The organism is Spirillospora sp. NPDC049024, from assembly GCF_040649235.1.
In the GTDB taxonomy this organism is placed as follows: domain Bacteria; phylum Actinomycetota; class Actinomycetes; order Streptosporangiales; family Streptosporangiaceae; genus Spirillospora.
Window position 1 is genome coordinate 250,493 of record NZ_JBEZFD010000006.1, and the last position, 24,554, is coordinate 275,046.

Annotated in this window: 26 protein-coding genes; 16 read left to right on the forward strand and 10 right to left on the reverse strand. The window is 72.1% G+C overall.

The genetic code is table 11. From position 1 onward, the window contains the following. Nucleotides 1-78: 78 nt before the first annotated feature. Nucleotides 79-948, reverse strand: coding sequence for an ABC transporter permease (locus AB0C21_RS13675; RefSeq protein WP_149262476.1), 870 nt, complete (start codon nt 946-948; stop codon nt 79-81). A 143-nt stretch (nt 949-1,091) separates the two neighbouring features. Between AB0C21_RS13675 and AB0C21_RS13680 the strand changes: the two genes are divergently transcribed. Both AB0C21_RS13680 and AB0C21_RS13685 read left to right on the forward strand, forming a co-directional pair. Further along, nucleotides 1,092-2,150 carry a LacI family DNA-binding transcriptional regulator gene (locus AB0C21_RS13680; RefSeq protein WP_500204313.1) on the forward strand — a complete coding sequence of 353 codons (1,059 nt, stop codon included), beginning with the start codon at nt 1,092-1,094 and terminating at the stop codon, nt 2,148-2,150. 104 nt (nt 2,151-2,254) lie between these two features. After that, a complete protein-coding gene (locus tag AB0C21_RS13685) occupies nt 2,255-3,379 on the forward strand; it encodes a mandelate racemase/muconate lactonizing enzyme family protein (protein ID WP_500204314.1) in 1,125 nt (374 codons plus the stop codon). Nucleotides 3,380-3,401: 22 nt separating this feature from the next. Here AB0C21_RS13685 and AB0C21_RS13690 read toward each other — a convergent pair whose 3' ends face one another. Both AB0C21_RS13690 and AB0C21_RS13695 read right to left on the reverse strand, forming a co-directional pair. After that, complete coding sequence (locus tag AB0C21_RS13690) at nt 3,402-3,896, reverse strand: DUF3237 domain-containing protein (protein ID WP_500204315.1); 495 nt, start codon at nt 3,894-3,896, stop codon at nt 3,402-3,404. 29 nt (nt 3,897-3,925) lie between these two features. Then, a complete protein-coding gene (locus AB0C21_RS13695) occupies nt 3,926-4,393 on the reverse strand; it encodes a nuclear transport factor 2 family protein (protein ID WP_500204316.1) in 468 nt (155 codons plus the stop codon). Nucleotides 4,394-4,525: 132 nt separating this feature from the next. On the opposite strand from AB0C21_RS13695, the gene AB0C21_RS13700 reads away from it, so the two are divergent. After that, a complete protein-coding gene (locus AB0C21_RS13700; protein WP_500204317.1) occupies nt 4,526-5,152 on the forward strand; it encodes a TetR/AcrR family transcriptional regulator in 627 nt (208 codons plus the stop codon). Between the two features lie 172 nt (nt 5,153-5,324). Here the strand turns inward: AB0C21_RS13700 and AB0C21_RS13705 are convergent, their stop codons facing one another. Next, a complete protein-coding gene (locus tag AB0C21_RS13705) occupies nt 5,325-5,453 on the reverse strand; it encodes a hypothetical protein (RefSeq protein ID WP_268843285.1) in 129 nt (42 codons plus the stop codon). Between the two features lie 196 nt (nt 5,454-5,649). Between AB0C21_RS13705 and ybiA the strand changes: the two genes are divergently transcribed. After that, nucleotides 5,650-6,177: a riboflavin biosynthesis intermediates N-glycosidase gene (ybiA, locus tag AB0C21_RS13710; protein ID WP_500204318.1), complete on the forward strand. Its 528-nt coding sequence runs from the start codon at nt 5,650-5,652 to the stop codon at nt 6,175-6,177. Nucleotides 6,178-6,213: 36 nt separating this feature from the next. Here the strand turns inward: ybiA and AB0C21_RS13715 are convergent, their stop codons facing one another. Then, the gene (locus AB0C21_RS13715) at nt 6,214-7,293 is read right to left on the reverse strand and encodes a DUF6461 domain-containing protein (RefSeq protein ID WP_500204319.1); all 1,080 of its coding nucleotides are present in this window, start codon (nt 7,291-7,293) and stop codon (nt 6,214-6,216) included. Between the two features lie 223 nt (nt 7,294-7,516). Next, nucleotides 7,517-8,152 carry a helix-turn-helix domain-containing protein gene (locus AB0C21_RS13720; RefSeq protein ID WP_500204320.1) on the reverse strand — a complete coding sequence of 212 codons (636 nt, stop codon included), beginning with the start codon at nt 8,150-8,152 and terminating at the stop codon, nt 7,517-7,519. A gap of 92 nt (nt 8,153-8,244) precedes the next feature. On the opposite strand from AB0C21_RS13720, the gene AB0C21_RS13725 reads away from it, so the two are divergent. Further along, the gene (locus AB0C21_RS13725) at nt 8,245-9,228 is read left to right on the forward strand and encodes an NAD(P)/FAD-dependent oxidoreductase (RefSeq protein ID WP_500204321.1); all 984 of its coding nucleotides are present in this window, start codon (nt 8,245-8,247) and stop codon (nt 9,226-9,228) included. Beyond that, nucleotides 9,225-10,517: an MFS transporter gene (locus AB0C21_RS13730; protein ID WP_500204322.1), complete on the forward strand. Its 1,293-nt coding sequence runs from the start codon at nt 9,225-9,227 to the stop codon at nt 10,515-10,517. Before AB0C21_RS13725 ends, AB0C21_RS13730 begins: the two co-directional genes overlap by 4 nt. Nucleotides 10,518-10,569: 52 nt before the next feature. Here AB0C21_RS13730 and AB0C21_RS13735 read toward each other — a convergent pair whose 3' ends face one another. From AB0C21_RS13735 to AB0C21_RS13745, 3 genes are all read right to left on the reverse strand, one after another. Beyond that, a complete protein-coding gene (locus tag AB0C21_RS13735) occupies nt 10,570-11,508 on the reverse strand; it encodes a hypothetical protein (RefSeq protein WP_500204323.1) in 939 nt (312 codons plus the stop codon). Continuing rightward, nucleotides 11,505-12,104 (reverse strand): RNA polymerase sigma factor, encoded by a 600-nt coding sequence (locus AB0C21_RS13740; protein ID WP_500204324.1) that lies wholly within the window; start codon nt 12,102-12,104, stop codon nt 11,505-11,507. The genes AB0C21_RS13735 and AB0C21_RS13740 overlap by 4 nt, the downstream gene beginning before the upstream one ends. A gap of 167 nt (nt 12,105-12,271) precedes the next feature. After that, complete coding sequence (locus AB0C21_RS13745; protein ID WP_500204325.1) at nt 12,272-14,419, reverse strand: terpene synthase family protein; 2,148 nt, start codon at nt 14,417-14,419, stop codon at nt 12,272-12,274. A gap of 112 nt (nt 14,420-14,531) precedes the next feature. On the opposite strand from AB0C21_RS13745, the gene AB0C21_RS13750 reads away from it, so the two are divergent. The 5 genes from AB0C21_RS13750 (at nt 14,532) to AB0C21_RS13770 (ending at nt 20,299) form a co-directional block, all read left to right on the forward strand. Beyond that, nucleotides 14,532-14,903 carry a phage holin family protein gene (locus AB0C21_RS13750; protein ID WP_500204326.1) on the forward strand — a complete coding sequence of 124 codons (372 nt, stop codon included), beginning with the start codon at nt 14,532-14,534 and terminating at the stop codon, nt 14,901-14,903. Nucleotides 14,904-15,001: 98 nt separating this feature from the next. Beyond that, complete coding sequence (locus AB0C21_RS13755) at nt 15,002-15,526, forward strand: (2Fe-2S)-binding protein (protein WP_500204537.1); 525 nt, start codon at nt 15,002-15,004, stop codon at nt 15,524-15,526. Then, a complete protein-coding gene (locus AB0C21_RS13760; protein ID WP_500204327.1) occupies nt 15,523-16,497 on the forward strand; it encodes an FAD binding domain-containing protein in 975 nt (324 codons plus the stop codon). The genes AB0C21_RS13755 and AB0C21_RS13760 overlap by 4 nt, the downstream gene beginning before the upstream one ends. Next, nucleotides 16,494-18,551, forward strand: coding sequence for a xanthine dehydrogenase family protein molybdopterin-binding subunit (locus tag AB0C21_RS13765; protein ID WP_500204328.1), 2,058 nt, complete (start codon nt 16,494-16,496; stop codon nt 18,549-18,551). Before AB0C21_RS13760 ends, AB0C21_RS13765 begins: the two co-directional genes overlap by 4 nt. A gap of 95 nt (nt 18,552-18,646) precedes the next feature. Next, nucleotides 18,647-20,299 (forward strand): L-lactate permease, encoded by a 1,653-nt coding sequence (locus AB0C21_RS13770; protein WP_500204329.1) that lies wholly within the window; start codon nt 18,647-18,649, stop codon nt 20,297-20,299. A gap of 225 nt (nt 20,300-20,524) precedes the next feature. Here the strand turns inward: AB0C21_RS13770 and AB0C21_RS13775 are convergent, their stop codons facing one another. After that, a complete protein-coding gene (locus AB0C21_RS13775) occupies nt 20,525-20,872 on the reverse strand; it encodes a hypothetical protein (RefSeq protein WP_500204330.1) in 348 nt (115 codons plus the stop codon). A 385-nt stretch (nt 20,873-21,257) separates the two neighbouring features. On the opposite strand from AB0C21_RS13775, the gene AB0C21_RS13780 reads away from it, so the two are divergent. The 5 genes from AB0C21_RS13780 (at nt 21,258) to AB0C21_RS13800 (ending at nt 24,314) form a co-directional block, all read left to right on the forward strand. After that, nucleotides 21,258-21,788, forward strand: a complete 531-nt coding sequence (locus AB0C21_RS13780; RefSeq protein WP_500204331.1) for a GntR family transcriptional regulator — start codon at nt 21,258-21,260, stop codon at nt 21,786-21,788. Between the two features lie 35 nt (nt 21,789-21,823). After that, entirely contained in the window at nt 21,824-22,495 is a 672-nt protein-coding gene (locus tag AB0C21_RS13785) for a GntR family transcriptional regulator (protein ID WP_500204332.1), read from the forward strand. Nucleotides 22,496-22,704: 209 nt separating this feature from the next. After that, nucleotides 22,705-23,067: an ATP-binding protein gene (locus AB0C21_RS13790; protein WP_500204333.1), complete on the forward strand. Its 363-nt coding sequence runs from the start codon at nt 22,705-22,707 to the stop codon at nt 23,065-23,067. A 213-nt stretch (nt 23,068-23,280) separates the two neighbouring features. Beyond that, on the forward strand, nt 23,281-23,955 hold the full coding sequence (locus AB0C21_RS13795; RefSeq protein ID WP_500204334.1) for a helix-turn-helix domain-containing protein: 675 nt from the start codon (nt 23,281-23,283) through the stop codon (nt 23,953-23,955). Beyond that, a complete protein-coding gene (locus tag AB0C21_RS13800) occupies nt 23,952-24,314 on the forward strand; it encodes a hypothetical protein (RefSeq protein WP_500204335.1) in 363 nt (120 codons plus the stop codon). Before AB0C21_RS13795 ends, AB0C21_RS13800 begins: the two co-directional genes overlap by 4 nt. Nucleotides 24,315-24,554 lie beyond the last annotated feature (240 nt).

The window sequence follows — 24,554 nt, forward strand, 5'->3', positions numbered from 1 at the left end:
CGTCCCGTCCGGTGGTTCCGGGCGGGCGGTTTCGGGTGGCGGGGGGCCCGTGGGGCGCCGTCGGGGACGGCGGCGCCGTCAGTACGTGGTGGTGACGGCCTCGCCGCGGCGGCTGGCGTGCCACGGCAGCAGCAGCTTCTCCGCGACCTCGACGACGACGAACAGCACGACGCCGATGGCCGACATGACCAGCAGCCCGGCGAACAGCATCGGGGTGTCGAGGTTGCCGTTGGCCTGCAGGATCACGTAGCCGAGGCCCTCGTTCGCGCCGACGAACTCGCCGACGACGGCGCCGGTGACGGCGAGGGTGACCGCGACCTTCAGGCCGGAGAACAGGTGCGGGAGCGAGGCCGGCAGCCGGATCTTGGTGAAGGTGGCCATCGGGCTCGCGCCCATCGTGGCCGACAGCTGGAGCATCTCCGGGTCCACCGCCTTGAGCCCGGCGACCATCGAGATCACCACCGGGAAGAAGGCGATCAGCACCGCCACGACGATCTTGGGACCGATGCCGAAGCCGAGCCAGACCACGAACAGCGGGGCGATCGCGATCTTCGGGATGACCTGCGCGAACAGCAGGATCGGATAGAGGGTGCGCTCGACCGTCGCCGAGTACACCATGACCACCGCGGACGCGACGCCGATCAGCACCGCGAGCGCGAAGCCGATCAGGGTCTCGTACGTGGTGACCCACGTGTGCTGCCAGATATAGCCCCACTTGTCGCTCATTAGCCGCAGCGTCGCGCCGGGCGACGGGACGAGGTAGGCCTCGACCAGCTTGAAGGCGCTGACCGCCCACCACGCGGCGAAGCAGGCCACCAGCAGGGCGACCGGCCGCCACGACCGTTCCAGGCCGTCGCGGATCCGTTCGCCGGCGCCGGGCCTGGCGCGTTCCACGACGCCCGCCGCGTCCGCCGAGGGCGGCGCGGCCGTCGTACCCTGACTCACCATGGGGTTCCTCCGGACGGGGTGGTTCGGAAAGCGCGTTCAGAAAGCGCTTTCTGATGTACCGTAAGAAGCGGCGCGCGCCGCGGTCAAGAGGGTCTTCGCCAGGAACCCGCCGCGAGGGCCCCGCGCCGGCCTAGGGAGCGGTGATGACGGAGGCGGCCGAGGAGGAGCGCACCGGCGACCGTGCGTACGTGACCCTGCAGGACGTCGCGAGGGAGGCCGGCGTCTCGCTCGCCACCGCGTCCCGCGTCCTGAACGGGACCGCGCAGGTCCGTGCCGACCTGCGGGAACGCGTGCTCGCAGCGGCGGCCGAGCTGAGCTACACCCCGAACGCGCACGCGCAGGCCCTGGCCAGTTCCTCCAGCAAGTCCGTCGGGGTGATCTGCCACGACGTCAGCGACCCGTACTTCGCCGCCGTGGCCCGGGGCGTCATGCGCACGGCGGCCGAGCACGGAATGCTGGTGATGCTCGCCAGCACGTTCCGCGACCCGGCCCGCGAGATCGAGTACGTGGCGATGCTGCGCGCCCAGCGGGCCCGCGCGATCCTGCTCATCGGCTCCGGCTTCGAGGACCGCGACTGGGAGCGCGCGATGGCCGCCGAGCTCGACCCCTACCAGCGCACCGGCGGCCGCGTCGCCGTCCTCAGCCGGCACCGCAGCCTCAAGGTCGACGCCGTCCTGCCGCAGAACAGGGAGGGCGCCGCCGCCCTCGCCCGCGCCCTGCTCGACCTCGGCCACCGCCGCTTCGGCGTGCTGACCGGCCCGCGCGCCCTGACGACCGTCCACGACCGGCTCGGCGGGTTCACCGACGCGCTCGCCGACGCGGGCGTCCGCCTCGCGCCCGAGCACATCGTCGAGGCACCCTTCACCCGCGACGGCGGCTACCAGGCGGCGACCGAGCTGCTGCGCCGCGAGAACCGTCCGACCTGCGTCTTCGCCGTCACGGACGTCATGGCGATCGGCGCGCTCGCCGCGCTGCGCGACAACGGCGTGTTAGTGCCGGGGGAGATGTCGCTCGCCGGTTTCGACGACATCGCGATGGTCCGCGACGTGACCCCGGCGCTCACCACCGTCGCGCTGCCGCTGGACGCGATGGGGGAGCGCGTCATGGGCCTGGCCCTGCGCGAGCCCGCCGCGCGCCGCAGCCGCATCGAGCGGGTCGCGGGCGAGGTGGTGCTGCGCGCCAGCACGGCCCCGCCCGCCTGACCCGCGGCGCCCGCCCGCCTGGCGGTGCCCGCATGTCCCGCGGCGCGCCCGCCGCCCCGCCGTCCGGGGCGCCGCGGGCGCGCCGCCCCGCACCCGGAGGCGCAATGAAGATCGAACGGATCGAGACGTTCTGCGTGGCCCTGCCCACCCGGCGCTCGTTCGGCGTGTCCGGCGGCGCGGTCGCCGTCGCCGGACGGCCCAGCCTGCGCGTCCTGGTGAAGGTCAGCGCGGAGGGCGCGCACGGCTGGGGCGAGGCGACCCCCATCCCGGCCTGGACGTACGAGACCGCCGAGTCCATCGTCACCACCGTCGACCGGTACCTCGCGCCCGCGATCACCGGCCGGCCCGCCTGGGACCTCGACGGCGTGACGACCGCCTTCGACCGCGCGGTCAACCGGGGCTTCAGCATCGGCGCGCCGCTGGCCAAGTCGGCCGTGGACGTCGCCCTCCACGACCTTCTCGGCCGCGCCGCCGGCGTCCCGCTGGGGGTCATGTGGGGGCAGCGCCGCCGCGAGACGATCGACCTCGGCTGGATCGTGTCGGGCCGGTCCCCCGAGGAGGTGGCCGACAGCGTCGCCGAGGGCCGCGACCTGGGCTACCGCGCCTTCAAGGTCAAGGTGGGCCTGGGGCCCGAGGACGCGGAGGTGGTGGAGGCCGTCCGCCTCCACGCGGGCGACGACGCGGCCCTCTGGGTGGACGCGAACCAGGGCTACGACGTCCGCTCGGCCCTCGGGATGGCCCGCCGCCTGGAGGACCTCGGCGTGACCGCGTTCGAGCAGCCCCTCCCGGCCAACGACATCGCGGGCCTGCGCCGCCTCCGCGACACATGCCCGATCCCGGTCGCCCTCGACGAGAGCCTCCGGCACCCGTCCGACCTGGCGACGTTCGTCCGCCTCGACGCGGTCGACGTCGCCATCGCGAAGGTCCAGCGCACCGGCGGCCTGACCCTGTCGCGGCGCCTGTGCTCCCTCGCCGAGGACTGCGGCGTCGCGCTGATGGGCTCCGGGCTCACCGACTCCGACCTCGGCCTCGCCGCGTCCCTGCACCTCTTCTCGGCCTACGGCGTCGGCACCCCGGTCGACCTCAACGGCCGCCAGTTCATCGAGTCGCCGTACGCGGGCCCGACGGTCGAGGTCTGCGACGGCACGGCCCGCGTCCCGGACGCCCCCGGCCTCGGCGTCGAGGTGGACGAAAACGTCGTCCGCGAGCTGGCGGTGAACGTCCTCTAGCGGCCCCGCCTGCGACGCTCTTTCACACCACTTGGAAGACCTTGTAGGCGATCCCGTCCTGGACGAGGTAGCCCAAGCCCACGCAGACGATGTCGTTCAGCCACGCGTACTGCTCGGCTCCCGTCTCGAAGAGCGGATTGGTGCGGAAGTAGTACCGCGACGGGTCGACCCGGTGCCTGGTGTCGGGGTCGGCCATCTCGGCGCGCAGGTCCGGCGGGGTGGCGTAGCGGCCGCCGTAGGTCATGTGGACCAGGGCGCCGTCGTCGGTGCGGAGGGTCAGCCGGACGTCCAGGAGCATGGTCCCGTCGGGCCGGAACAGCGCCCAGTCACCGCCGCCCGGCAGGACCTCGCCGCGCAGCGCCGGCCCCTCGAACGCCCCGCCGGCCGCGCCGAACAGGACGCGCCGCCCGACCGGCCCCCGGCCGAAGTCCAGGCGCGGGTCCAGATCGACCACGATGTCGAAGAGGAACTCGGCGCGGATCTCGCCCACGTCCTTCACGCGCGGGTCCGTCGGCATGGCTCATCGCCTTTCGTCGTCGGAGGGCTTCAGGCGGAGCCCCGAGCGGCATCGTGTGATCCGAACAGCACCGCGCGGACGGCGTCGGTCGAGACGCCCGACTGGGCGCACAGCTCCGACAGGTCGAAGAAGAAGTGCTCCGCGGCGATCAGGTCGTCCCGGAACCCGAACCGGATGTACACCGGGAGCTCCGCGCGCCTGCCGTTGGGCACGACGCCGAACCGGTCGCCGGTCATGGTCATGCGGACGGTGCCCCAGCAGACCAGCGCGTCGCGGCTCGCGGCGTGGCCCCGCAGGACGACGTCGTAGTCGGGGAACGAGGCGAAGAACCAGCGCAGCGCCTTCTCGTTCGCGGCCGTGCCGCGGACGGCCGTCCCGAAGGCCGGGCTCTCCAGCAGCATCTCCGGGTGCAGCAGCTTCATCGCCGCGGGGACGTCCTGGCGGCTCTTGGCGGCGGCGAGTGCCTGCGCCAGCTCGAACATGCGGTCGCTGTCCACGATCGGCCCTCCGTCGATGGCGATACCGGGGTGCCGCTGCGGGGTGGGCCGGTGCCGGACGCCGCCCCCAGGGGCGGAACAAACAATACGGTCGATCGTACGTATAGGCAATGCTGTGGGAGGATGGCCGGGATGAGCGAGAACGTCCCGTCCCCGGAGCCGGGCGTGACCGATGGGCGGCTCCTGCGCGGCGCCCGGGCGCGGCGGACCATCACCCGGCACGCCGTGGACGTCGCGTCACTGGAGGGACTCGACGGGCTGAGCTTCGGGCGGCTGGCCACCGACCTCCAGGTGAGCAAGAGCGGCATCCAGACGCTGTTCGGCACCAAGCAGAACCTGCATCTGGCCACCGTCGAGGCGGCGCGCGAACTGTTCGTCGACGCGGTCGTGCGCCCCGCGCAGGCCGCGCCCGCCGGCGTCGCCCGGGTGCGGGCCCTGACCGAGCACTGGATCGAATACGCGGAGAAGCCGCTGTTCACCGGCGGCTGCTTCTGGGCGGCCAACCTCCCCGACTTCGACAGCCGCCCCGGCCCCGTCCGGGACGCGCTGGCGCACCAGCGCCGGCAGTGGCTGGCGCTGCTCGAACGGGAGATGCGCGACGCGATGGAGGCGGGCGAGATCGGCCCCCTCGATCCCGACCTGGCCGCCTTCCAGGTGGACGCGGTCCTCAACGCGGCCAACACCGCCCTGCGCCTGGGCGACCAAGGCGCGACCGGCAAGGCCCGCCGCGCGATCGAAGGCCTCCTCACCCCGGCCTGACCACGCCGCCCGAGAATCCGCGGGCCACGTCCCCGCCGCACCGGACCGCCCACGCCCGACCAGGCCGCGTGCTCGACCAGGCCGTGCGCTCGGCCGGGCAGAGGGCTTGGCCCGGACGCGAAAGACCCGCCCGGGGAACCGGGCGGGTCCTCATCTATCGGCCGGAGGGCCGTCAGTGCGCGGCGAGCTCGTCCTCGGACGCGTCGGCCTCCGCGGGACGCTCGGAGTCCGGTTCCGCGGGCCGCCATTCGGGCCACGCGTCGATCTTGGTGCGCCGGGGGTTCGCCAGGGCGTTGTCCATTGTTACCGCAGTCCTCCTGTTCAAGGCCGGGCCGGATCAATAGATGGTCCCGGCGGGGTGCCGGGACCGCAAAATGGTCTAGACCGCGATCCCCACCCCGGACCGCGGCAAACATCCCAACAACGCCAATCGATCATCCATTCCCGGCGGGAAAACGGGATGGACCGCGGCGGCCGTCCCTGGCACGCTCTCATCCATGGACGTTGCCGAGCTGGCCCGCCTCCAGGAGCAGGGCGCGCGCTTGAAGTTCCTGTTCTTCTGGGGCCACCAGACCCCTGGCCGCGGCTATCTCAGCCAGTGGTGGCCGTCCCCGTTCACCCTCGGCCGCGTCACCTACGCGACCGCCGAGCACTACATGATGGCGGAAAAGGCCCGCCTCTTCGGCGACGAGGAAACGGCCGCCGCGATCGTCGCGGCGTCCCATCCCCGCGACGCGAAAGAGCTCGGCCGCCGCGTCCGCGACTTCGACGAGCAGACGTGGCGCGACAATCGTGTGACCATTGTCACAAAGGGCAGCGAGGCCAAGTTCGCCCAGAACGAAGAACTCCGCGACTACCTTCTCGGCACCGGCGACCGCATCCTCGTGGAGGCGAGCCCCCTGGACCGCGTCTGGGGCATAGGCCTGGCCGCCGACGACCCCCGCGCCGAGACCCCCGCCGCCTGGCGCGGCGAGAACCTCCTGGGCTTCGCCCTGATGACCGCCCGCGACGCGCTCTCCTCCTGACCGCGCCTTCTCGACCGTCCGGCGGCGGCGTCGCGGCTAAGCGGTGCGGCCCTGGAGGGTCTCCAGGATGGCGGCCTCCTGAGCCGGGTCGCGGAGGGCGGGAGGGCCCTGGGTGAGCGGACGGAGCGCGGCACGCGCGGCGGCGTGAGGCTCGTGCCACAGCGCGGCTTGCAGCGCACTCGCGAACCATCCCAGCAGGGGGGCGGCGTCCCGCTCGGCGTCGCTCATGTGGTGGCGGGCGACGGGATCGTTGAGCGATCGTCCTGCCTGGCGCGAGCGCGTCACCCAGGAGCGGACGTGCGTGCCGAGTTCCGAGCCGGGGGACACCGTGACCCGCTCGCCGCGCTCGGCGGCGGCGACCGCCTCGGCGAGGCCCGGAGTGCCGTCGAGATCCAGGACGGCGGCCAGCCGCATCGTCTCGCGGGCGGCGACCGCGCGGAGCAGGTGCGGCGGCGCGGCGTCGAGGGCTTCGAGCATGGCGGGAGCGGCGGGCCCGTGGGTGAGCGGGGGCGGGGCCGCGCAGAACCAGGGCTCGATCGCGGCGGTGAGGAGCTCCCCGTCCAGCGAGTCGGGATGGGGGAGGACGCGGGTGACCAGGCCCGCCAGCAGAAGGGCCGAGAGGTAGGCGCCCGGGACGAGGTCGTCGTCGTCCTCGGCGTCGGGGTCCAGGCCCGCCGCCCGCATCTTCCCCAGCAGCAGGTCGGGCTCGCTGCCCCAGCGGTGCTCGGGCCAGGTGGGCTCGAACCCGGTGACCAGCGTGCCGTCGACCACATAGCGGAAGCCGTGGTCGGCGTAGTCGTGCCGCAGCACCGAGACGGCCTCGGTGCCGCGCGACAGCGCCGCCAGCGACTCGGTCTGCGAGCCCAGGAAGCCGTTGGGCTCGATCAGCACGGTCCAGGCGCCGAGGCTGATCGCGGACGCGAAGTCGGGGTAGCCCGCCTCGTAGGAGTCGTAGGCTTCGCGCGCCTCTTCCAGGGTGCGGCGGCCCAGCGTGTCGGGAAGAGCGCCCAGCCGTGACAGCGCCTCGGTCTCGTCGACTCCTCTGACGAAGGTGACACAGAAGATCTCACCGAGCGTCTCGGCCCACTCGAGGTCGTCGTCCGTCACCTTGAGCATGGCTCCTCCGGGGGGCTGGCGGCATGGCTTCTAGATCATGGCAGCGCCGACAGACAAACGGGCCCCGCAGACGCGTGCCGGCACGGGGTCGCGGTGGCCGGATGCGGCGCGGACGCATGCCGATCCAGTTCGAGGAGCAGGAGGTCGTCGCCCACCGCCATGGGGTGGCCATCAGGTGCGAGAGCGAGGCTGACCGAACGCCGCCGGCCGCCGATCGGGATGGTCAGGCCGTCGAGTTCGTCGCCCGCGATGCTGAAGAGGGCCAGGTCGGTTCGTGCTTGGGGCGCGGTCTGGCGCGGATGTGCATGCGTTCGCCCTGGCGGCCGAAAAGGCTGAGGATCTCGACCGGGCCTTCGCCGGTGGTGCCGAACCAGTGCGGCAGCCGGGTGTCGAACTCGGCGACCTCGCCCGGGCCCAGCAGCAGGTCGTGGTCGGCCAGGACCAGGCGCAGCCGCCCCGAGAGCACGTAGATCCACTCGTAGCCCTCGTGGGTGCACAGGTCGGGCACGCGCCGGGACGCCGGGAGGACCATCTTGTACGACTGGATCGGGCCGGGCTGGCGCGTCAGGGGGAGGACGGTGTTGCCGTTCACGCGCCGAGGGGACAGCCGGACGCGGGGGTCGCCGACCTCGGGCGCGCCCACCAGCTCGTCCAGCGGGACCTGGTGGGCGTGCGAGATGGGCAGCAGCAGCTCCAGGCTGGGACGGCGCTGACCGGACTCCAGCCGCGACAGCGTGCTCTTGGAGATCCCGGTGGTCTCGGAGAGCTCGGCCAGCGTGACGTCGCGCTCGGTGCGCAGCCGCTTGAGGCGCGGGCCGACTTCGGCGAGCGCGTCGGCGATCGCGGGAGGGTGGTGCATGCCCCCATTCCACTTCGGCCGTCCCGGAAATGGCAACAAAGATTGCCGTTCTCAAAGCGGCGAAGGCATCCTCCGCGGCGGAGGTGATCGCGATGAGCGATGTGACTCAAGGCACGGACTACGACGTCGTGGTGGTCGGCGGGGGCGCCGCCGGCCTGAACGCCGCACTGGTGCTGGCACGGGCGCGGCGCCGGGTCGCGGTGGTGGACGCGGGCGAGCCCCGCAACGCTCCTGCCGCGCACATGCAGGGATTTCTCTCGCGGGACGGGATGCCGCCCGATGCGCTGCTGGAGGCCGGCCGGGCCGAGATCGCCGGGTACGGAGCGGCGCTGATCAATGCTCGGGTGGACCGCGTCGACCCCGGATTCACCGTGCGGCTCGTCGGCGGCGCGGCGCTGGGCGCACGGCGCCTGGTGGTGGCCACCGGTCTGCGCGACGAACTGCCCGACGTCCCCGGCGTGGCGGGACGGTGGGGCAAGGACGTGCTGCACTGCCCGTACTGCCACGGGTACGAGGTCCGTGACGAGCCCGTGGGCGTGCTGGGCACCTCGCCCGGCGCGGTGCATCAGGCGCTGCTGCTGCGGCAGTGGTCCGACGACGTGGTGCTGTTCGCCCACACCCTGGAGCTGAGCGGGGAGGACCACGAGCGTCTCACCGCCCGCGGCGTGCGCGTCGTCGACGGCGAGATCAAGCGCGTGGTGGCCGAGGACGACCGGTTGAGCGGGGTCGAGCTGGCCGACGGCCGGACGGTGCGGCGCCGCGCGGTTTTCCTGTTCCCGCGCATGGTCCCGAACGACGCCCTGCTGACCGGGCTTGGCTGCGCCACCGAGGACGGCCGGGTCGTCACCGACCGGACCGGGCGCACCACCGTGCCGGGCGTGTGGGCGGTCGGGAACGTCGCCGACCCGCGTGCCCAGGTCGTCACCGCCGCCGGGGCGGGCTCCGCCGCCGCCATCGCCGTCAACACCGACCTGCTGGACGAGGACATCGCCCGCGCCGTCGAGCGGCACCGCGCCCCCGACCAGCCCGCCGCAGTCGAGCAGTCCCGGGCCGGGGTGAGGGGCGGAGGGCGGTGAGCGGCGAGAGCGCGGCACGGCGGGTGCCGGGCTCGAAGGGGAGCCTGCCGCTCGGGGTCTACCTGCTCGCGTTCAGCCTGTTCGCGATGGGCAGTGCGGAGTTCCTGCTGGCCGGGGTCCTGCCGGAGATCGCCGACGACCTCCGGATCAGCCTGTCGTCCGCCGGCGCGCTGATCTCGGCGTTCGCCGTCGGGGTCGTCGTCGGCGGGCCGCCCTTCGCCGTCCTGACGCTGCGGTGGCCGCGGCGCGCCACGCTGGTGGCCACCCAGGTCGTCTTCGCGGCCTCGGTGGCGGTCGGCCTCGTGTCCGACGGCTACACGGTGCTGCTGGCCACCCGCTTCCTGTGCGGCCTGGCCTACGCGGGGTACTGGGCGGTCGCGGCCGTCACCGCGATCGGCCTCGTCGCCCCGGACCGGGCCGCGCGCGCGTCCGGGGTCGTCGTCAGCGGGCTCGGCCTGGCGATGATCGCAGGCGGTCCGGCGGGCGCGCTGCTCGGCCACTTCACCGGATGGCGGGGAGGCTTCTGGGGCGTGGTCGTCCTGACCGGCGCCGGCGCGGTCTTCTGCCTGCTCGCGGTGCCCGCGGCGAGCGCGGACGCGCGGCCGAGCGTGCGGCGCGAGCTTCGCGCGATGACGCGGCCGCGGCTGTGGACCGTCTATGCCGTCACCGTCCTGAGCACCGCCGCCTACATGATCTCGTTCAACTACCTCGCGGCGTTCCTGACCGATGTCACCGGCGTTCCCGGTGTCTGGACGCCCGCGATCCTCGCGCTGTTCGGCGGCGGCGCCTTCGTCGGGCTGTCCATCGGAGGGAGGATCGCCGACAGGCGGCCAACGCCCGCGCTTCTGGCCGGGGCGCTCGGGATCGCGGCGATTTCCGTCCTGTTGGCCCTCCTGGCCCGGCACGCGCTGGCCGTCGTCCCGCTCGTCCTACTGCTCGGGGTCGCCGGGTTCGTGCTGAACCCGGCCATCTACGGGCGGGTGTTCGCCATCGCCTCGGACGCGCCGACGCTCGCCGGGGCCACCACCGTCTCGGCGTTCCAGCTCGGCATCAGCCTCGTCCCGGCGCTCGCGGGGGCCGCCATGAACGCCGGCGCGGACCTCACCTCCGTCACCTGGATCGGCGCCGGGCTGGCGGCGGCCGTCGTGCCGGCCGTCCTCCTCGACCGGACGCTCTCCCGGCGCGGACCGCGGACGGGGGCGGCGCCCCCGCGGCATGGACGGGCTCTGGCCCCAGAGCACGGTCCGCCGCCCCCGTCAGCGGGCGAGACCGCAGGGAAGAGGCCATAAGAGCCTGTGAAGGAAGCCCGGACCGCCCCGGCGAGGGGCGGTCCGGCGTTCCTTACGGGGTCGCCGTGGGGGTGGGCGAGGCGGGCGCCGACGCGGGCGGCTGGTTCGACATCTCCTCGGTGGGCTTGGGCCCCACGAAGAGGAGGACCTGGTTCTTGGCCCAGGGGCTCGCGCCGTGGACGTACCAGTTTGGCGGGATCTGGCCGGGCTTCCGGACCATGCTGATGTTCCCCTCCATGACGCGGTACTCGGGGACGGTGACGTGGCGCTTGCGCAGGGCGGCCAGGACCTCGCCGACGTGGTGCCTGCGGTAGGTCATGCCATGCATGACCTCGCCCGGGGCGGTCACGGGCCCGGTGCTGTTGTACTTCTCGCCCGGGCGGGCCTCCCGTCCGAAGACGACGGAAGCGGCGCCCTTGTAGCCGATGCGGATCCGGACGCCGACCGGGCACATGTCGCCCCCGCCGCCGGTCTCGCACTCGCCCTTGGAGATGATCGTTTTGAAGTCCCGCTCGTCGGTGTTGTCGCTGGCCTCCTCCATGACGACCGTGCCGACGATGGACGGGGAGGCCGGCACCATCGACAGCGTCACGTTGAGGCCGCGGGCGGCGAACTCCTCCTTGTAGCGCTTCGGGTCGGCCAGCGGGTCGCGGACCCGCACGTCGATGTACTCGCCCTTCCGGGTGAAGGCCAGCGCCGCGGCCAGCTGGACGCGCGGGCTCGACGGCGTGACGGCCGGGGCTCCGCCGGAGCCGCCGTCGTGGGTCACCACGACCGCCGTCACGGCCGCGCAGGCGAGGCCGGCCGCCGCGAGCGGGACGCCGACGAACGTGATCGGCGAGCGCCGCTTGCGCGGGGCGGCCGAGGGCACCGCGGTGGCGGTGATGCGGTCGGCGAGGGCGGCGGCCGCGTCCTCCGGCAGGAGGTCTGCGGCCTGGCGGTCGGTGACGGAGGCGAGTCCGCCGATCAGGGTGTCGATGTCGCGGTTCATGGGGTGTCTCCGTTCGGGATCCGCACCTTGGGAGGAAGCGTCGTGGCGGGCAGGGAGGCGGGAACGTCCGCGTCCATGCGGGCCAGGGCGCGGGCGAACCGGCGGCGGGCGCGGTGCAGGCGGATCCGCAGCGCGTTGCGGGAGCAGCCGAGGACGGTCGCGGCCTCGGCGTGGCCGAGCCCCTCCCAGCCGATCAGGGACAGCAGCTCGCGGTCGGCCTCGGACAGGCTCCGGAACGCGGCGCCCACGCGGGTCAGGTCGTCGCCGGACGCGTCCTGGACGCCCAGGCCGTCGCGCAGCCGGGCGCCGAGGTCGGCGGCCAGCGCGGACCGGCGGCGCTCGCCGCGGTGGTGGTTGGCCAGGACGCGCCGCGCCACTCCGTACAGCCACAGCCGGGCCTGGTCACCCGGCGGGACGTCGTCGAGCCGCCGCCAGGCGGTCAGGAACGTCTCCGCCAGGACGTCGGCGGCGTCCTGCGGGTCGCTGGTGCGGCGCAGCGCGTACCCGAGGATCCGGGCGCGGTTGGCCGCGTAGATGTCTTCGAAACGGCGCCGCCTGTCGTCGGGCGGGTGCGATGCCTGCAATGGGGATGGCAAGCCCTCTCCTCTCGTCGCGGCGTTCTGGCCGGACGCAGGGCACATGTCCGCACATGGCACAGCATTTCGCTTCATCCCGCGGACCACCGCCCCGGGGCGGGGACCCGGGGCGGTGATGTGCGGGATGACCTGGGGAAGGGCCTGACAAACCGGTCTGAAAGTCCGCCTCAGTGCGAGGCGCGGGTGAACAGGTGGAGGGCCGACGTCCCGAGGCCGGAGGGCCGGGGGAGGTGGAAGACGGGCTCGCGCTCGTCGTAGCGGTCGGTCTCGCGGTGCCATTTGAGGATGCCGGCCATCCAGTCGCGCAGCTCCTCGACGTACGCGGAAAGGGCGGCGCGGGCGGTGTCGTCCAGGTCGAGCTCGTCGCACAGCGCGGGGAGTTCGTTCCCGGCCAGGTGCTCGAACTGGCGGCGGCGCGAGGTGATGAGGTCGTTGACGACGGGAAGCGCCTCGTCGCGGCCGATGCCGAAGAAGTTCTCGACGGCGAGGATGCCGTTGTTCAGCTCCCCTTCGTACTCGATCTCCTTCTGGTAGGAGAAGCAGTCGTTCAGCAGGCACGCGACGTCCATGGCGGAGGCGTCGATCTCGCGCAGGGTGCGGGTCTCGAAGACGTGCGCGGGGATCTCCTTGCCGCGCCCGATGCGCGTCAGGCTCATCGTCAGCTCGGAGCCGAACGTGTGCCGCCGCATCTCGACGTAGTCGACGGGGTCGGGGATGCGCGCCTGGAGGTGGTTGTTCAGCTCCCACAGCCAGCTCTCGACCATGTGCTCGACGGACGCGCGGAACTCGCGGCGGCCGGCGTCGTCCATGGGCCCGGCGGTGCGCGGCCACAGGTCGGCCAGCGCGGCCTCGAACGGGTTCTCCGGAGTCGGGGCGGGCCCGAGGTCCAGCGGCAGGAACCGGGGGACGCGGGCGTTGAAGGCCTTCGCGCCCGCCATGTCGCGGTCGCGGTTGAAGACGGCGGGGAAGAAGTCGTCGCCGAAGGTGCCGCAGGCGAGCCACTGGACGGCGAGGTCGAGCGCCTCCGGATCGGCGTCCGGCGCGAGGGACGCGGCGCAGACCTCCAGCGCCATCCCCGAGAGCCGGTCGGGGTCCCACACCGGGACGGGCGTGCGGGGATGGGGAGAGAACATGCCCATGTCCCGCGCCCAGGCGAGGAGGTCGCGCCCCGCGCGGTCGCGGTGCGGGTTCACACGGGCCCGGTACGGGACGTCGAACTCCGGCAGCGGCGTGGGCCCCACCCTCTGGAACGGGATGTGCGGAAGGCTGATCCGGGCCGACTTCAGCAGCGCGGGGATGCGCGCGGCGGACATGCCGAGCGATCTGTCGTTCATGTACCGGCTGGACCGCAGGTGCCATTCGTGGCCGCCGGACTGCCAGTCCTGGAGGGCCTTCACGTAGGCGGCCACGCCCGCCCGCTCGGCGGGGTCGAGGGCGTGGTCCTCGAAGACGTGCGGCAGCTCGGTGACCGCGGTGTTCTCGAACTGGCGCAGCCGCGAGGTGAGCAGGTCGTTGACGGTGTCCGCGGCGACCTGCGGCGCCACCGACAGGAAGCGCTCCATCACCAGGACCGAGTTGTTGACCTCGCCCTCGGACTCGGTCTCGCGCTGGTAGGAGAAGATGTCGTTGCGCAGGTGGACGCCGTCGGCGAACGCGTCCTTCAGCACGCGCAGCGGCCGCGTCCCCACCACGCGTTCGGGGATCTCGACGCCCGCGGCGTGCTCGGCGAGGTCTGCCGACCAGGGCGCGCCGCCGACCTTGCGCCGCATCTCGATGTACTCGACCGGGTTCGGGACGCGCCCGGCGCTGATGTTGGACAGCTCCCACAGCGACTCGCGCAGCAGGTTCAGGGTGCTCAGGGAGAAGCGGCGGCGCCAGGCGTCCGACCGCGCCGGGACGGTGCGCGCCCACAGGTCGGCGAGGCCGCGCTCGACGGCGTTCACCGGTTCGGGCGGGTCGAGCGACATGAAGGCCGGCAGCCGGTCGAGGTAGGCGCGGGCGCCCTCCTGGTCCTGCGGCTTCTTGAAGACCTCCAGGAAGTGGTCGTCGAAGTAGAAGACCCAGACGTACCAGTCGGTGACGAGGTCGAGCTCGGGGGCGGTGCAGTCGGGGTGCGTGTAGGCGCAGAGCAGGGCGTAGTCCATCGCTTCGAGTGCGCGCTCGTCCCAGATGTCGGGGGTGCCGGGGTCGCGGTGGTCGTCCAGCATCCTCATCTCCCGCGCCCACGCCATGGTGTGCCGGCGCGCGCCCTCCAGATGCGGGTTGAGCCGGGCGGGGTACGGGACGTAGAAGTCGGGCAGCTCGAAGGGTTGCATGAACCGGCCTCTCTGTCGGGTCCGTTCCGGCAACTTACAGCACCGTCAAAGTCACGGAAAGTGACATCATGCTTGCCGGAATCTCCTCCCCTCAGACGGGTAAGCCGAGGTCATGTCGGAGTCGCGCAAACCCGCCGCGGCCGCCGAACCGCTGGAGCAGAACCTCGTGCTCGCCCGGCGTGTGGTCGAGGCGGCGCAGCAGGAAATGATCGATAAGGCCAGGCAGCGCATCCCGGCGCTGCGGCTGGGGGCCGTGGCCGGGGCGTTCGGCGTCATGGCCACCGCCGCCACCTACCGGATGAACGTGCTGCTTCTGGAGAAGAAGCTGCCGCCCGAGCTGGCGTCGTTCATCACCGCCGCCGTGTACGGGGGCGGCGCGGGCGCCGCGGCGGTGGCGGCGTCCCGCAAGTGGAAGGGGCTGCCGGCGCCGCTGCCGACCGATACGGCGCGGCAGGTCGTGGAGATCCTCACCGACTCCGACTGAGGGCGGTGGGGGAGACCACCCGGACGCCGCCCCGGTCTTCTGTGACCGAGAGGGAGATCCGGGGTAGGCACCCCCGCATGGAAAGCGAAGCCTCCCCGGTGCACGCCGGCATCACCCTGGTCGTGAACGGGACGGAGCACCGTCTCGACGTCGACACACGAGCGTCCCTCCTGGACGTCCTGCGCGAGGATCTCGGCCTGACGGGGTCGAAGAAGGGCTGCGACCACGGCCAGTGCGGAGCCTGCACCATCCTGCTCGACGGGCGCCGGGCGAACGGGTGCCTGGCGCTGGCCGTCGCTCACGACGGAGCGGACGTCGTCACGGTCGAGGGCCTGGCGCGGGACGGAGAGCTCAGTCCCGTCCAGAAGGCGTTCATCGAGAACGACGCCTTCCAGTGCGGGTACTGCACCCCCGGCCAGCTCTGCTCCGCCACGGGGATGCTGGACGAGGCCGAACGCGGCTGGCCCAGCGCCGTGACCGCAGACCTCGGGACCGACCCCGTCCTGGACGACGACGAGATACGCGAGCGCATGAGCGGCAACCTGTGCCGGTGCGGGGCCTACGTCGGCATAGTCGCGGCCCTCAAGCAGGCCTCCCGGCGCACGGAGGCGGCCGAGGCATGAGGCCCTTCACCTACGAGCGCGCCACCAGCGCCGAGGACGCCCTCCAGCGCCACCACGACGGAGCCGTCTACCTGGGCGGCGGAACCAACCTCGTGGACCTGATGCGTCTCGGTGTGGAGGAGCCCACCAGGCTCGTCGACGTCGCGCATCTCCCCTACGACCGGATCGAACTGCGGCCGGACGGCGGCCTCGTCGTGGGCGCGGCGGTGACGAACAGCGCCCTCTCCGCCGACCGGACCGTTCGCGAAGGGCATCCCGTCCTGGCGCAGGCCGTGCTCGCGGGGGCGTCCGGCCAGATCCGCAACCTCGCCACCGTCGGCGGCAACCTGCTCCAGCGGACCCGCTGCTCCTACTTCCAGGACGCCTCCAAGCCCTGCAACAAGCGCGACCCCGGCAGCGGGTGCCCGGCGCGTGAGGGCGAGCACCACAACCTGGCGATCCTCGGCCACTCGGACGCCTGCGTGGCGACGCACCCCTCCGACATGGCCGTGGCCCTGGCGGCCCTGGACGCGTCCGTGCGGGTCCAGGGGCGCGGCGGGGAGAGGACCATCCCCTTCGAAGACCTGCACAGGCTGCCCGGCGACGAGCCGCAGCGCGACACCACGCTCGAACCGGGCGACCTCATCACGGCCGTGGAAGTTCCCGCGCTGGGCATGCCGTCCCGCTACCGCAAGGTCCGCGAGCGCGCGTCGTTCGCGTTCGCGCTGGTCTCCATCGCGGCGGCCTTGGACGTCGCCGACGGCCGGATCCGGGACGTCCGGCTGGCCCTCGGCGGCGTCGCGCACAAGCCGTGGCGGGCGCGCCGCGCCGAGGAGGCCCTGCGCGGCGCCGAGCCCACGGAGGAGTCGTTCCTGCGCGCCGCCGAGGCCGAGATGGAGGCCGCCGAGCCGCTGCGCGACAACGCCTACAAGGTGCCGCTGGCCCGCAACCTGATCGTTCGGACGCTGATCGAGCTGGGGGAGGACTCATGACCGACCGGCTGGAGAGCCGCGAGAAGGTCACCGGGACGGCGCGGTACGCGTTCGAGTACCCCGTGGAGAACGCCGCGTACGCCGCCGCCGTCCAGGCGGGCGTGGCCAAGGGCCGGATCGAGTCGGTCGACGCGGAGGCCGCGCTGAAGCTGCCCGGCGTGCTCGCCGTCCTGTCCTGCGAGAACGCCCCCGAACTCAGCGACGTCTCGGACGGCGAGCTGGCCCTGTTCCAGTCGCGGACGGTCTCCTACCGCGGCCAGTTCGTCGCCGCCGTGGTCGCGGAGACCCTGGAGACCGCCCGGGAGGCGGCGCGCCTCCTGCGCGTCGAGTACACCGAGGAGGCGCCGGACGTTCGGCTCGTCGCCGACCACAAGGGCCTCTACAAGCCGGACAAGGTGAACCCGGTGTTCCCGGCGGACACCGAGCAGGGCGAGCCCGACGAGGCGTTCGCGGACTCGGCCGTGCGGGTGGACGCCGTCTACACGACGCCGGCCGAGCACAACAACCCGATGGAGCCGCACGCGACGATCGCCCAGTGGAACGCGGACGGGTCCCTCACGCTCCACGACTCGAACCAGGGCGCGTCGACCGTCCAGTCCATGATCGCGAAGGTGTTCGGGCTCGACCCCTCCCAGGTCCGTGTCGTGTCGCCGCACGTCGGCGGCGGGTTCGGCTCCAAGGGGACGCCGAGGCCGAACGTCGTCCTGGCCGCGATGGCCGCCCGCGCCGCCGGACGGCCGGTCAAGTTCGCCGTCCCGCGCCAGCAGATGTTCGCCACCACCGGCTACCGCACCCCGACCGTCCAGCGCCTCCGGCTCGGCGCCGACGAGGACGGACGGCTCAACGCGATCATCCACGAGGTGGCCGAGCAGACCTCGACCGTCAAGGAGTTCGCCGAGCAGACCGCGACGCCCACCCGCATGCTGTACCAGGCGCCGCACCGCCGTACGGCGCACCGTGTGGTGGCCCTGGACGTCCCCACCCCGTCCTGGATGCGCGCCCCGGGTGAGACGCCGGGCATGTACGCGCTCGAGACCGCGATGGACGAACTGGCCGTCGCCGCGGGCGTCGACCCGGTCGAACTCCGCGTGCGCAACGACACCGACCGCGACCCGGAGAGCGGGCTGCCGTTCAGCTCGCGCAACCTCGTCGCCTGCCTCCGGGAGGGCGCCGAGCGATTCGGATGGGCGGCGCGCGACCCCCGGCCGCGCGCCCGCCGGGAGGGCCGCAAGCTCGTCGGCATGGGCGTCGCCTCGTCCACCTATCCCGCCTACCAGCGCCCCAACCGGGCCCTGGCGCGCGCCGAGCCCGACGGGACGTTCACCGTCCGGATCGCCGCCGCCGACATCGGCACCGGCGCCCGCACCGCCCTGGCCCTGATCGCCGCCGAGACGCTCAAGGAGGACCTCGGCAACGTCAGGGTCGAGATCGGCGACAGCTCGTTCCCCAGGGCGTCGGTGGCGGGCGGCTCCGGCGGGACGGCCGGCTGGGGCACGGCCGTCGTCCGCGCCTGCGAGGCGCTGCTCGGCGAGCTGGACGGCGAGGTCCCGCCCGAGGGGATCGAGGCGTCCGCCGACACGGGCGAGGAGCTGAAGGGGCGGGAGGAGTACGCCCGGCACGCGTTCGGCGCGCAGTTCGCCGAGGTGGAGGTGGACGCCGACACCGGCGAGGTCCGCGTCCGCCGGATGCTCGGCGTGTTCGCCGCCGGACGGATCATCAACCCCACGACGGCCCGGTCCCAGTTCATCGGCGGGATGACCATGGGCATCGGCATGGCGCTGATGGAGCAGAGCGTCATGGACCGGGAGTTCGGCGACTACCTGAACCGCGACCTGGCCCAGTACCACGTCCCGGCCTGCGCCGACGTCCGCGACATCGACGCGGTGTGGGTGGAGGAGTCAGACCCCCACCTGAACCCGATGGGCGCCAAGGGCATCGGCGAGATCGGCATCGTCGGCGCGGCGGCGGCCGTGGGCAACGCCGTCCACCACGCGACCGGCGTCCGCTTCCGCGACCTGCCCCTCACCCCCGCCCGGATCCTTCAGGAGCTCTGACCAGTTGAAAAGTTCACTATCAAGGTGATCTCCGTCACCCGGGCGGGTAGAGAAGACGTACTCGGGGGCCACCGCCAACCCGCGAGGTGATCGCCGTGTACCAGCAGGTCCTCGATCCCGTCGCCGACTCGCTCGGCTGGAGCTCCCTGGTCGCCGCGCTGCCGCTGGCCGTGCTGTTCGTCCTGCTCGGCGGCGTCCGCATGCGCGCCTGGCTCGCGTCCCTGATCGCGCTGGCCGTCTCGCTCGCCGTCGCCGTCTGGACGTACGGCATGCCCGCCGACCAGGCGCTCCTCGCCGGCTCCGAAGGCGCCGCGTTCGGCTTCTACCCCATCCTGTGGATCGTCATCAACGCGCTCTGGGTCTACAACATCACCGTCACCACCGGCCACTTCGACGTGCTGCGCCGGTCGTTCGCGCAGGTCAGCGACGACAGCCGGCTCCAGGCCGTGCTGATCGCGTTCTCCTTCGGCGCGCTGTTGGAGGCGCTGGCCGGGTTCGGCACGCCGGTCGCGGTCACCTCCGTGATGCTGATCGCGCTCGGCTTCCAGCCGCTCAAGGCCGCCGTCCTCGCCCTCACCGCCAACACCGCGCCCGTCGCGTTCGGCGCGATGGCGACGCCGATCCTCACGCTCGGCAAGGTCACCGGCGAGTCCAGCGACACGCTCGGCGCCGTGGTCGGGCGGCAGACCCCGATCCTCGCGCTGTTCGTCCCGCTCGTCCTCGTCGCCATCGTGGACGGGCGGCGCGGCCTGCGCGAGACCTGGCCGATCGCCCTGCTGTGCGGCGCCGCGTTCGGCGCCGCGCAGTACGTCACCGCGAACTTCATCTCGGTGCCGCTCGCCGACGTCGTGGCGTCGCTGGTGTCGGCCGCCGCCGTCGTCCTCGCCGTCCGGCTGCGCCCGTCCGCGGCGCCGGCGAAGCCCGCCCCGGTCGCCGGCGGCGCCGCGGACGAGCCGACCCCCGAGTTCGCCGCCCGCGTCGAGGGACGGGGCGGGCACGGCGGGGACTCGCGCGCCGAGGTCGCCCGCGCCTACGCCCCCTACGCGATCATCATCGCGGTGTTCGTCGTCTGCCAGATCGGGCCGGTCAAGGACCTCCTGGACCGGGCGACGCGGACGTTCTCCTGGCCGGGCCTGCACCTGACGAGCCCGTCCGGCAAGCCGCTGGCCCTGCCGACCTTCAACTTCAACTACCTGACCACGCCCGGCACGCAGATGCTCGTCGCCGGTCTGATCACCATGGCCGCGCTCGGCGTCGGCTTCGGCACGGCCCTGCGCGCCTACTGGACGACCCTCGTCCAGCTCCGGTGGGCGATCATCACCGTCATGGCGGTCCTGGCCCTGGCGTTCGTGATGAACGCCTCCGGGCAGACCGTGACGCTCGGCACGTGGATGGCAGGGGCGGGCGGCGCCTTCGCGCTGCTGTCGCCGATCCTCGGCTGGCTCGGCACCGCCGTCACCGGGTCGGACACCTCGTCCAACTCGCTGTTCGGGGCCCTCCAGGTCACCGCGGCGAACAAGGCCGACCTGTCGACGGTCCTCATGGCGGCGACCAACAGCTCGGGCGGCGTCCTCGGCAAGATGGTGTCGCCGCAGAACCTCGCCATCGCCGCCGCGGCGGTCGGCCTGGACGGGCGCGAGGGCGACATCTTCCGCCGCGTCGTGCTGTGGAGCCTGCTGTTCCTCGCCGGGATGTGCCTGCTGTCCGGCCTCCAGTCCACCGCCGTGCTCGGCTGGATGGTCCCGTAACGGGTCGTGGAGGGCTACTGCTGGTTCCTGGTAGGGGTTGGCCTGGGTGTTCCCGCCCGTTCCGGATGAGTCCGGTATGGTGGCGTCCGCCCAGGTCAACCCCGATTTTCCGGGCCGGAGAGCCTGGCGCGGTTGGGATCCGTTCGGGTCCGTTCGTGGGCGTTGTGACCCCTCCGGATGACGTGGTGTTGACGCGGTGATGACGCCTCGGGCGCGCTGGTGGGGCTATTGCTCGGGTCGCAGCGGCGTGACGCTGGCGCGGTCGGTGGGCGGTTCATCCAGCGAGGCGAATGCAGCGTCGATGGCGTTGCGGGTGCGCGCGTCTTCAAGCCGTTGCTCTAGGGGGCGCTCTGCCCAATCGCTGACAAGTACGTGCACCTGGGTGCCGATGGTCGTGGTTTCGACGGGGCGGTCGAGAATACGGGCGGCCTCGCGTGCGGCTGCTCGGTAGAGATCGCGGTCGGCGTCGGTGTCGAAGGGGACTCGTACGCCTCCGGTGCGGCGTAGGTCGGGGATCCAGGCGGCGGCCAGTGCGGCGGCCAGTGCGGCGGCCTGGTCCTGATCGTGGCTCATCGCTTCCCCTCGGTGGACGCTCTCTCCCCAGTGTCATCGAACCTCGGGGGCCTTGGGGCCGCAACGGTGTGGGCGGACGGATGCGGCCTTGACCGGGGCGGCGGGCTGCTAGCCTCTCCGGGCTTCGGGCTGCCCTTGGGGCTGCCCACATCAGGCCAGGGGCGGCCTGCCGGAGGGGTCCCCGGTCAAGGTCGCATCCGGCCGCCCGTGCGCACGCTCAGCCGTCATGGTCACCACCGCCGCTAAATCCCTCACGCAGGTGTCGTATGACCTGGCTGCTGGGTATGCGGTTGAGTCGGTGATCGTTGATGTGCGTGCCGGGGCTGGCCGAGACCATAATGGGTTTCGCGGGAAGTGACAGGAAGGGCGAAGTGCTGTGTGGATCGTGAGTTCGCTGCCATACCTGTCTCCTCGACAGGAGGGCGAGGTTGACGCTTGGACGCAGGAAGCCGCAGAGGCTGGCCGCGTCGGCACTCAGCGGCTGCGCGGGGTGTCGCGGGAGGTCCCACCTTCAGACGTGCGCTCGGCGCTGAGTCTTGCTCCGGGAGAGGTTGCGGTGACCCGGCGCAGGACAATGCTCCTCGACGGTCAGCCTGTGGAACTGACCGACTCCTGGTACCCGGCAAGGATTGCAGAGGGAACGGCTCTGGCCTCTCCGGGGAAGATCAAAGGCGGAGCCGTCACCCTGCTTGCAGACATGGGCTACGCGGTGCACGAAGCTCGGGAGGACATCGTGTTTCGGAGTGCTACCGGCGATGAAGCCGCCGAGCTGGGACTGTCTCCGGGTACGCCGGTGATCGTCCTGTCGCGTACCTGCTTGAACGCGGACGGCGTGGCGTTTGAAGCATCGGTGATGGTGATGGTCGCTGAGGGGCGCCATCTGCGTTACCGACTCGTGGCGGGTTCCCGACGTTGACACAACGAGCGGATGATCGGCCGCCGTACTAGCAGATGGCGGCGGAGGTGCGGGCTCGGATCATGGCCGGGGATCTGGTGGCGGGTACGCAGCTTCCTTCCACGGCGCACCTGGTCACGGAGTTCGGTGTTTCGAACACCACCGTGCAGAAGGCTCTGGCGGTGCTCAAGGTTGAGGGGTACCTGACCAGCCGTCAGGGCAAGGGCGTTTTCGTGCGCGACCGTCAGCCGTTCCGGGTAGAGGTCGGGGCCTACTTCGAGCCGACTCCCGGCGGCTACTCCTACGAGCTGCTGGAAGTCGCGGAGCTGCCCGCGCCGAATGATGTTGCGGAGGCGCTCAACATCGGCCCTGGAGAACGGGTGCTCGTGCGGCGGCGACTGTTGCGCCATGCTGGTCGGCCGGTGGAGGTCGAGTGGTCGTACTACCCATTGGAGCTGGCGGCTGGGACCGAGCTGGCTGGTTCGCAGAGGATCCCCGGCGGAGCGCCACGTGTTCTGGCTGACCTGGGATACGACCTACAGCACTTCGTGGACGCTGTGTCCTCCCGGATGCCCACGAACGAAGAGATCGACCTCCTGGCGCTGCCAGACGTTCCGGTGATCCGGCAATTCCGGGTCGCCTACTCTCACGATGACCGGCCCGTAGAGGTATCAGTGCTGGTCAAGGGCTCCCATCTGTACGAACTGGTCTACCGCTTGCCCGCCTGACCGCCCAGGTAGATAAACCTTCTCCGGGCCGCAGGTGGGGTTCGCGCGCGAACCACTTGTGTGCTTATCGCGACTTCCATTAAAGTCCTCCTGAGTGCGGCACCCGAACATTCGGTGACGGCTCAAGCGCGCTGAGCGGTGGTCGCGATGGGCGGCCTGCGTAGTCGGTGATGCGTCGGCTCAGCAGATGCTCGGGAGGTGAAAGCTAGATGATCTATCTGAAGGCTGAACCGGCCAGTGTCAAGGCCGCTCGCGATTACGTCGGGAAGATCGCCGCCGAGGGGTGGCCGGTCGATGAGTACTCGGCCCGGTTGATCGCGACCGAACTGGTCACCAACGCCGTGCGTCACGCAAAGACGGAGCTGGTCACGGTGAACGCCTACGCGTCCGGTGGCGCGTATGTCGTGGAGGTCTGGGACGGGGACATAACCCTTCCGGTCCTTCGGGAGGCCGAGACCCTCGGTGAGGGTGGCTGGGGTCTACGGGCTGTCGCCGAGTGCGTCACTCGCTGGGGTGTTCGCTTCGACGAGAAAGGCGGCAAGACCGTGTTCGCCGAGTGGGCGGCGTCGTGAGTTCCTCGGAACAGATCGCCGCCGATCTGCTGTATCAACGCGCGGTGGTGCGCGTTTACGAGCCGTGGCTGTCCTCGGACGTACTCCCGTGCGGAGAGTGGCGCACGGCGTGCGCGCGTGTCCGGCACGCCCGGCTCGTCCTGGCCATGCGGGGTGTGGAAGTGCCTCCGCCTGCGCCTGCCGTTGTCACCTTCAACGAGATGGAACCCCCTGGTGAGCGAGCACATGAACCGCAAGGCAAGCCTTGTGGTGTCGGTGGAGGTACTGCGGGACAAGTACGCGGCTGGATGGTCGGTGCCGTCGATCGCGGCGGGCATGGGACTGACGCCGCGTCAGGTGTACCGCTGGATGCGTCATGAGCGGATCAATCGGCGGCCTCCGGGAGCGCCGATGTGGGATGAGTTCCCGATCTCGCTGGAGGAGTTGCGGGGCTGGTACGAGGCGGGTGAATCGCTGAGCGGGCTGGCCAGGGCGCTGGGGGTGTCGGCCAACTCGGTGAAGGTGCGGCTGGCCGAGGCGGGGGCGGTGCTGCGGTCGCGTGAGGAGCCGGGCGGGCGGATGGAACTGCCGCTGCCCCCAGAGGTGCTGCGGCGGCGATACGAAGAGGGCGAGTCCCTGTATGACCTGGCGGCCGAGTTGGGGGTGGCGGTCGGGACGGTGAAGATCCGGCTGCTGGAGGCCGGGACCACGATGCGGCCGGTGGGCGGGCGGCAGGGGCGGAACCTGGTGACGCTGGCGATCCCGCTGGTGGAGTTGCGCAGGCGTCGGGAAGCGGGTGAGTCAGTGGCCCGGCTGGCGGCGGAGCTGGGGGTGGCGGACAACACCGTCCGGGCTCGGCTGAGGACGGCGGCCGGGGAGTCGTCGGGCGTAGATGGGGATGCGGGATGAGCGGCTCGGAGTCGTTGACGGTGGATGAGGCGCTGGAGGCGCTGTACCGGCACGCCGAAGTGGCATGGGCGGTGCTCAAGCGCGGCGCGGACGGTCTTTCGCTGGAGGGGGCGGGCCGGGCGCTGGAGACCACCGTCGATGCGCTGGATGTGGTGTGGGCGATCGTGGGGGCGGTGACGGCTCGTACCGAGCAGATCCGGGACCGGGAACTGCTGGAGCGGCGGGAGGGGTCGGCGCTTGATGTGGTGGATGACGCGCTGGTGCACCTGGTCTACGGGAAGGAAGGGCTGATGGTGGCACGTCATCTGCTGGGGCTCGGTCGTAGTGAGGTACTGCGGGTGGCGCGCGACGAGGTGTAGGCGGGCCGCTGGGTGAAGGGCCGCGGCCCCTGGTGGGGATGGCTGAGGGGCAGGGCCGGCGGATATGGCCGTAGGCCACCCCGTAGGGGCGACCGCTAAGGGAGTTCGGCCGGCGCTGCCCCGTCCCTGGGCAGATTCCGCCTAAGGCGTCGTCGGCGTAGGGGCCGCTGCCCGGTTCCGGCCTTGCTGGGTCGGGCTGGTGCCGGTGCGGGTTCGGTACGTGTTCATCAAGGAAAGGCG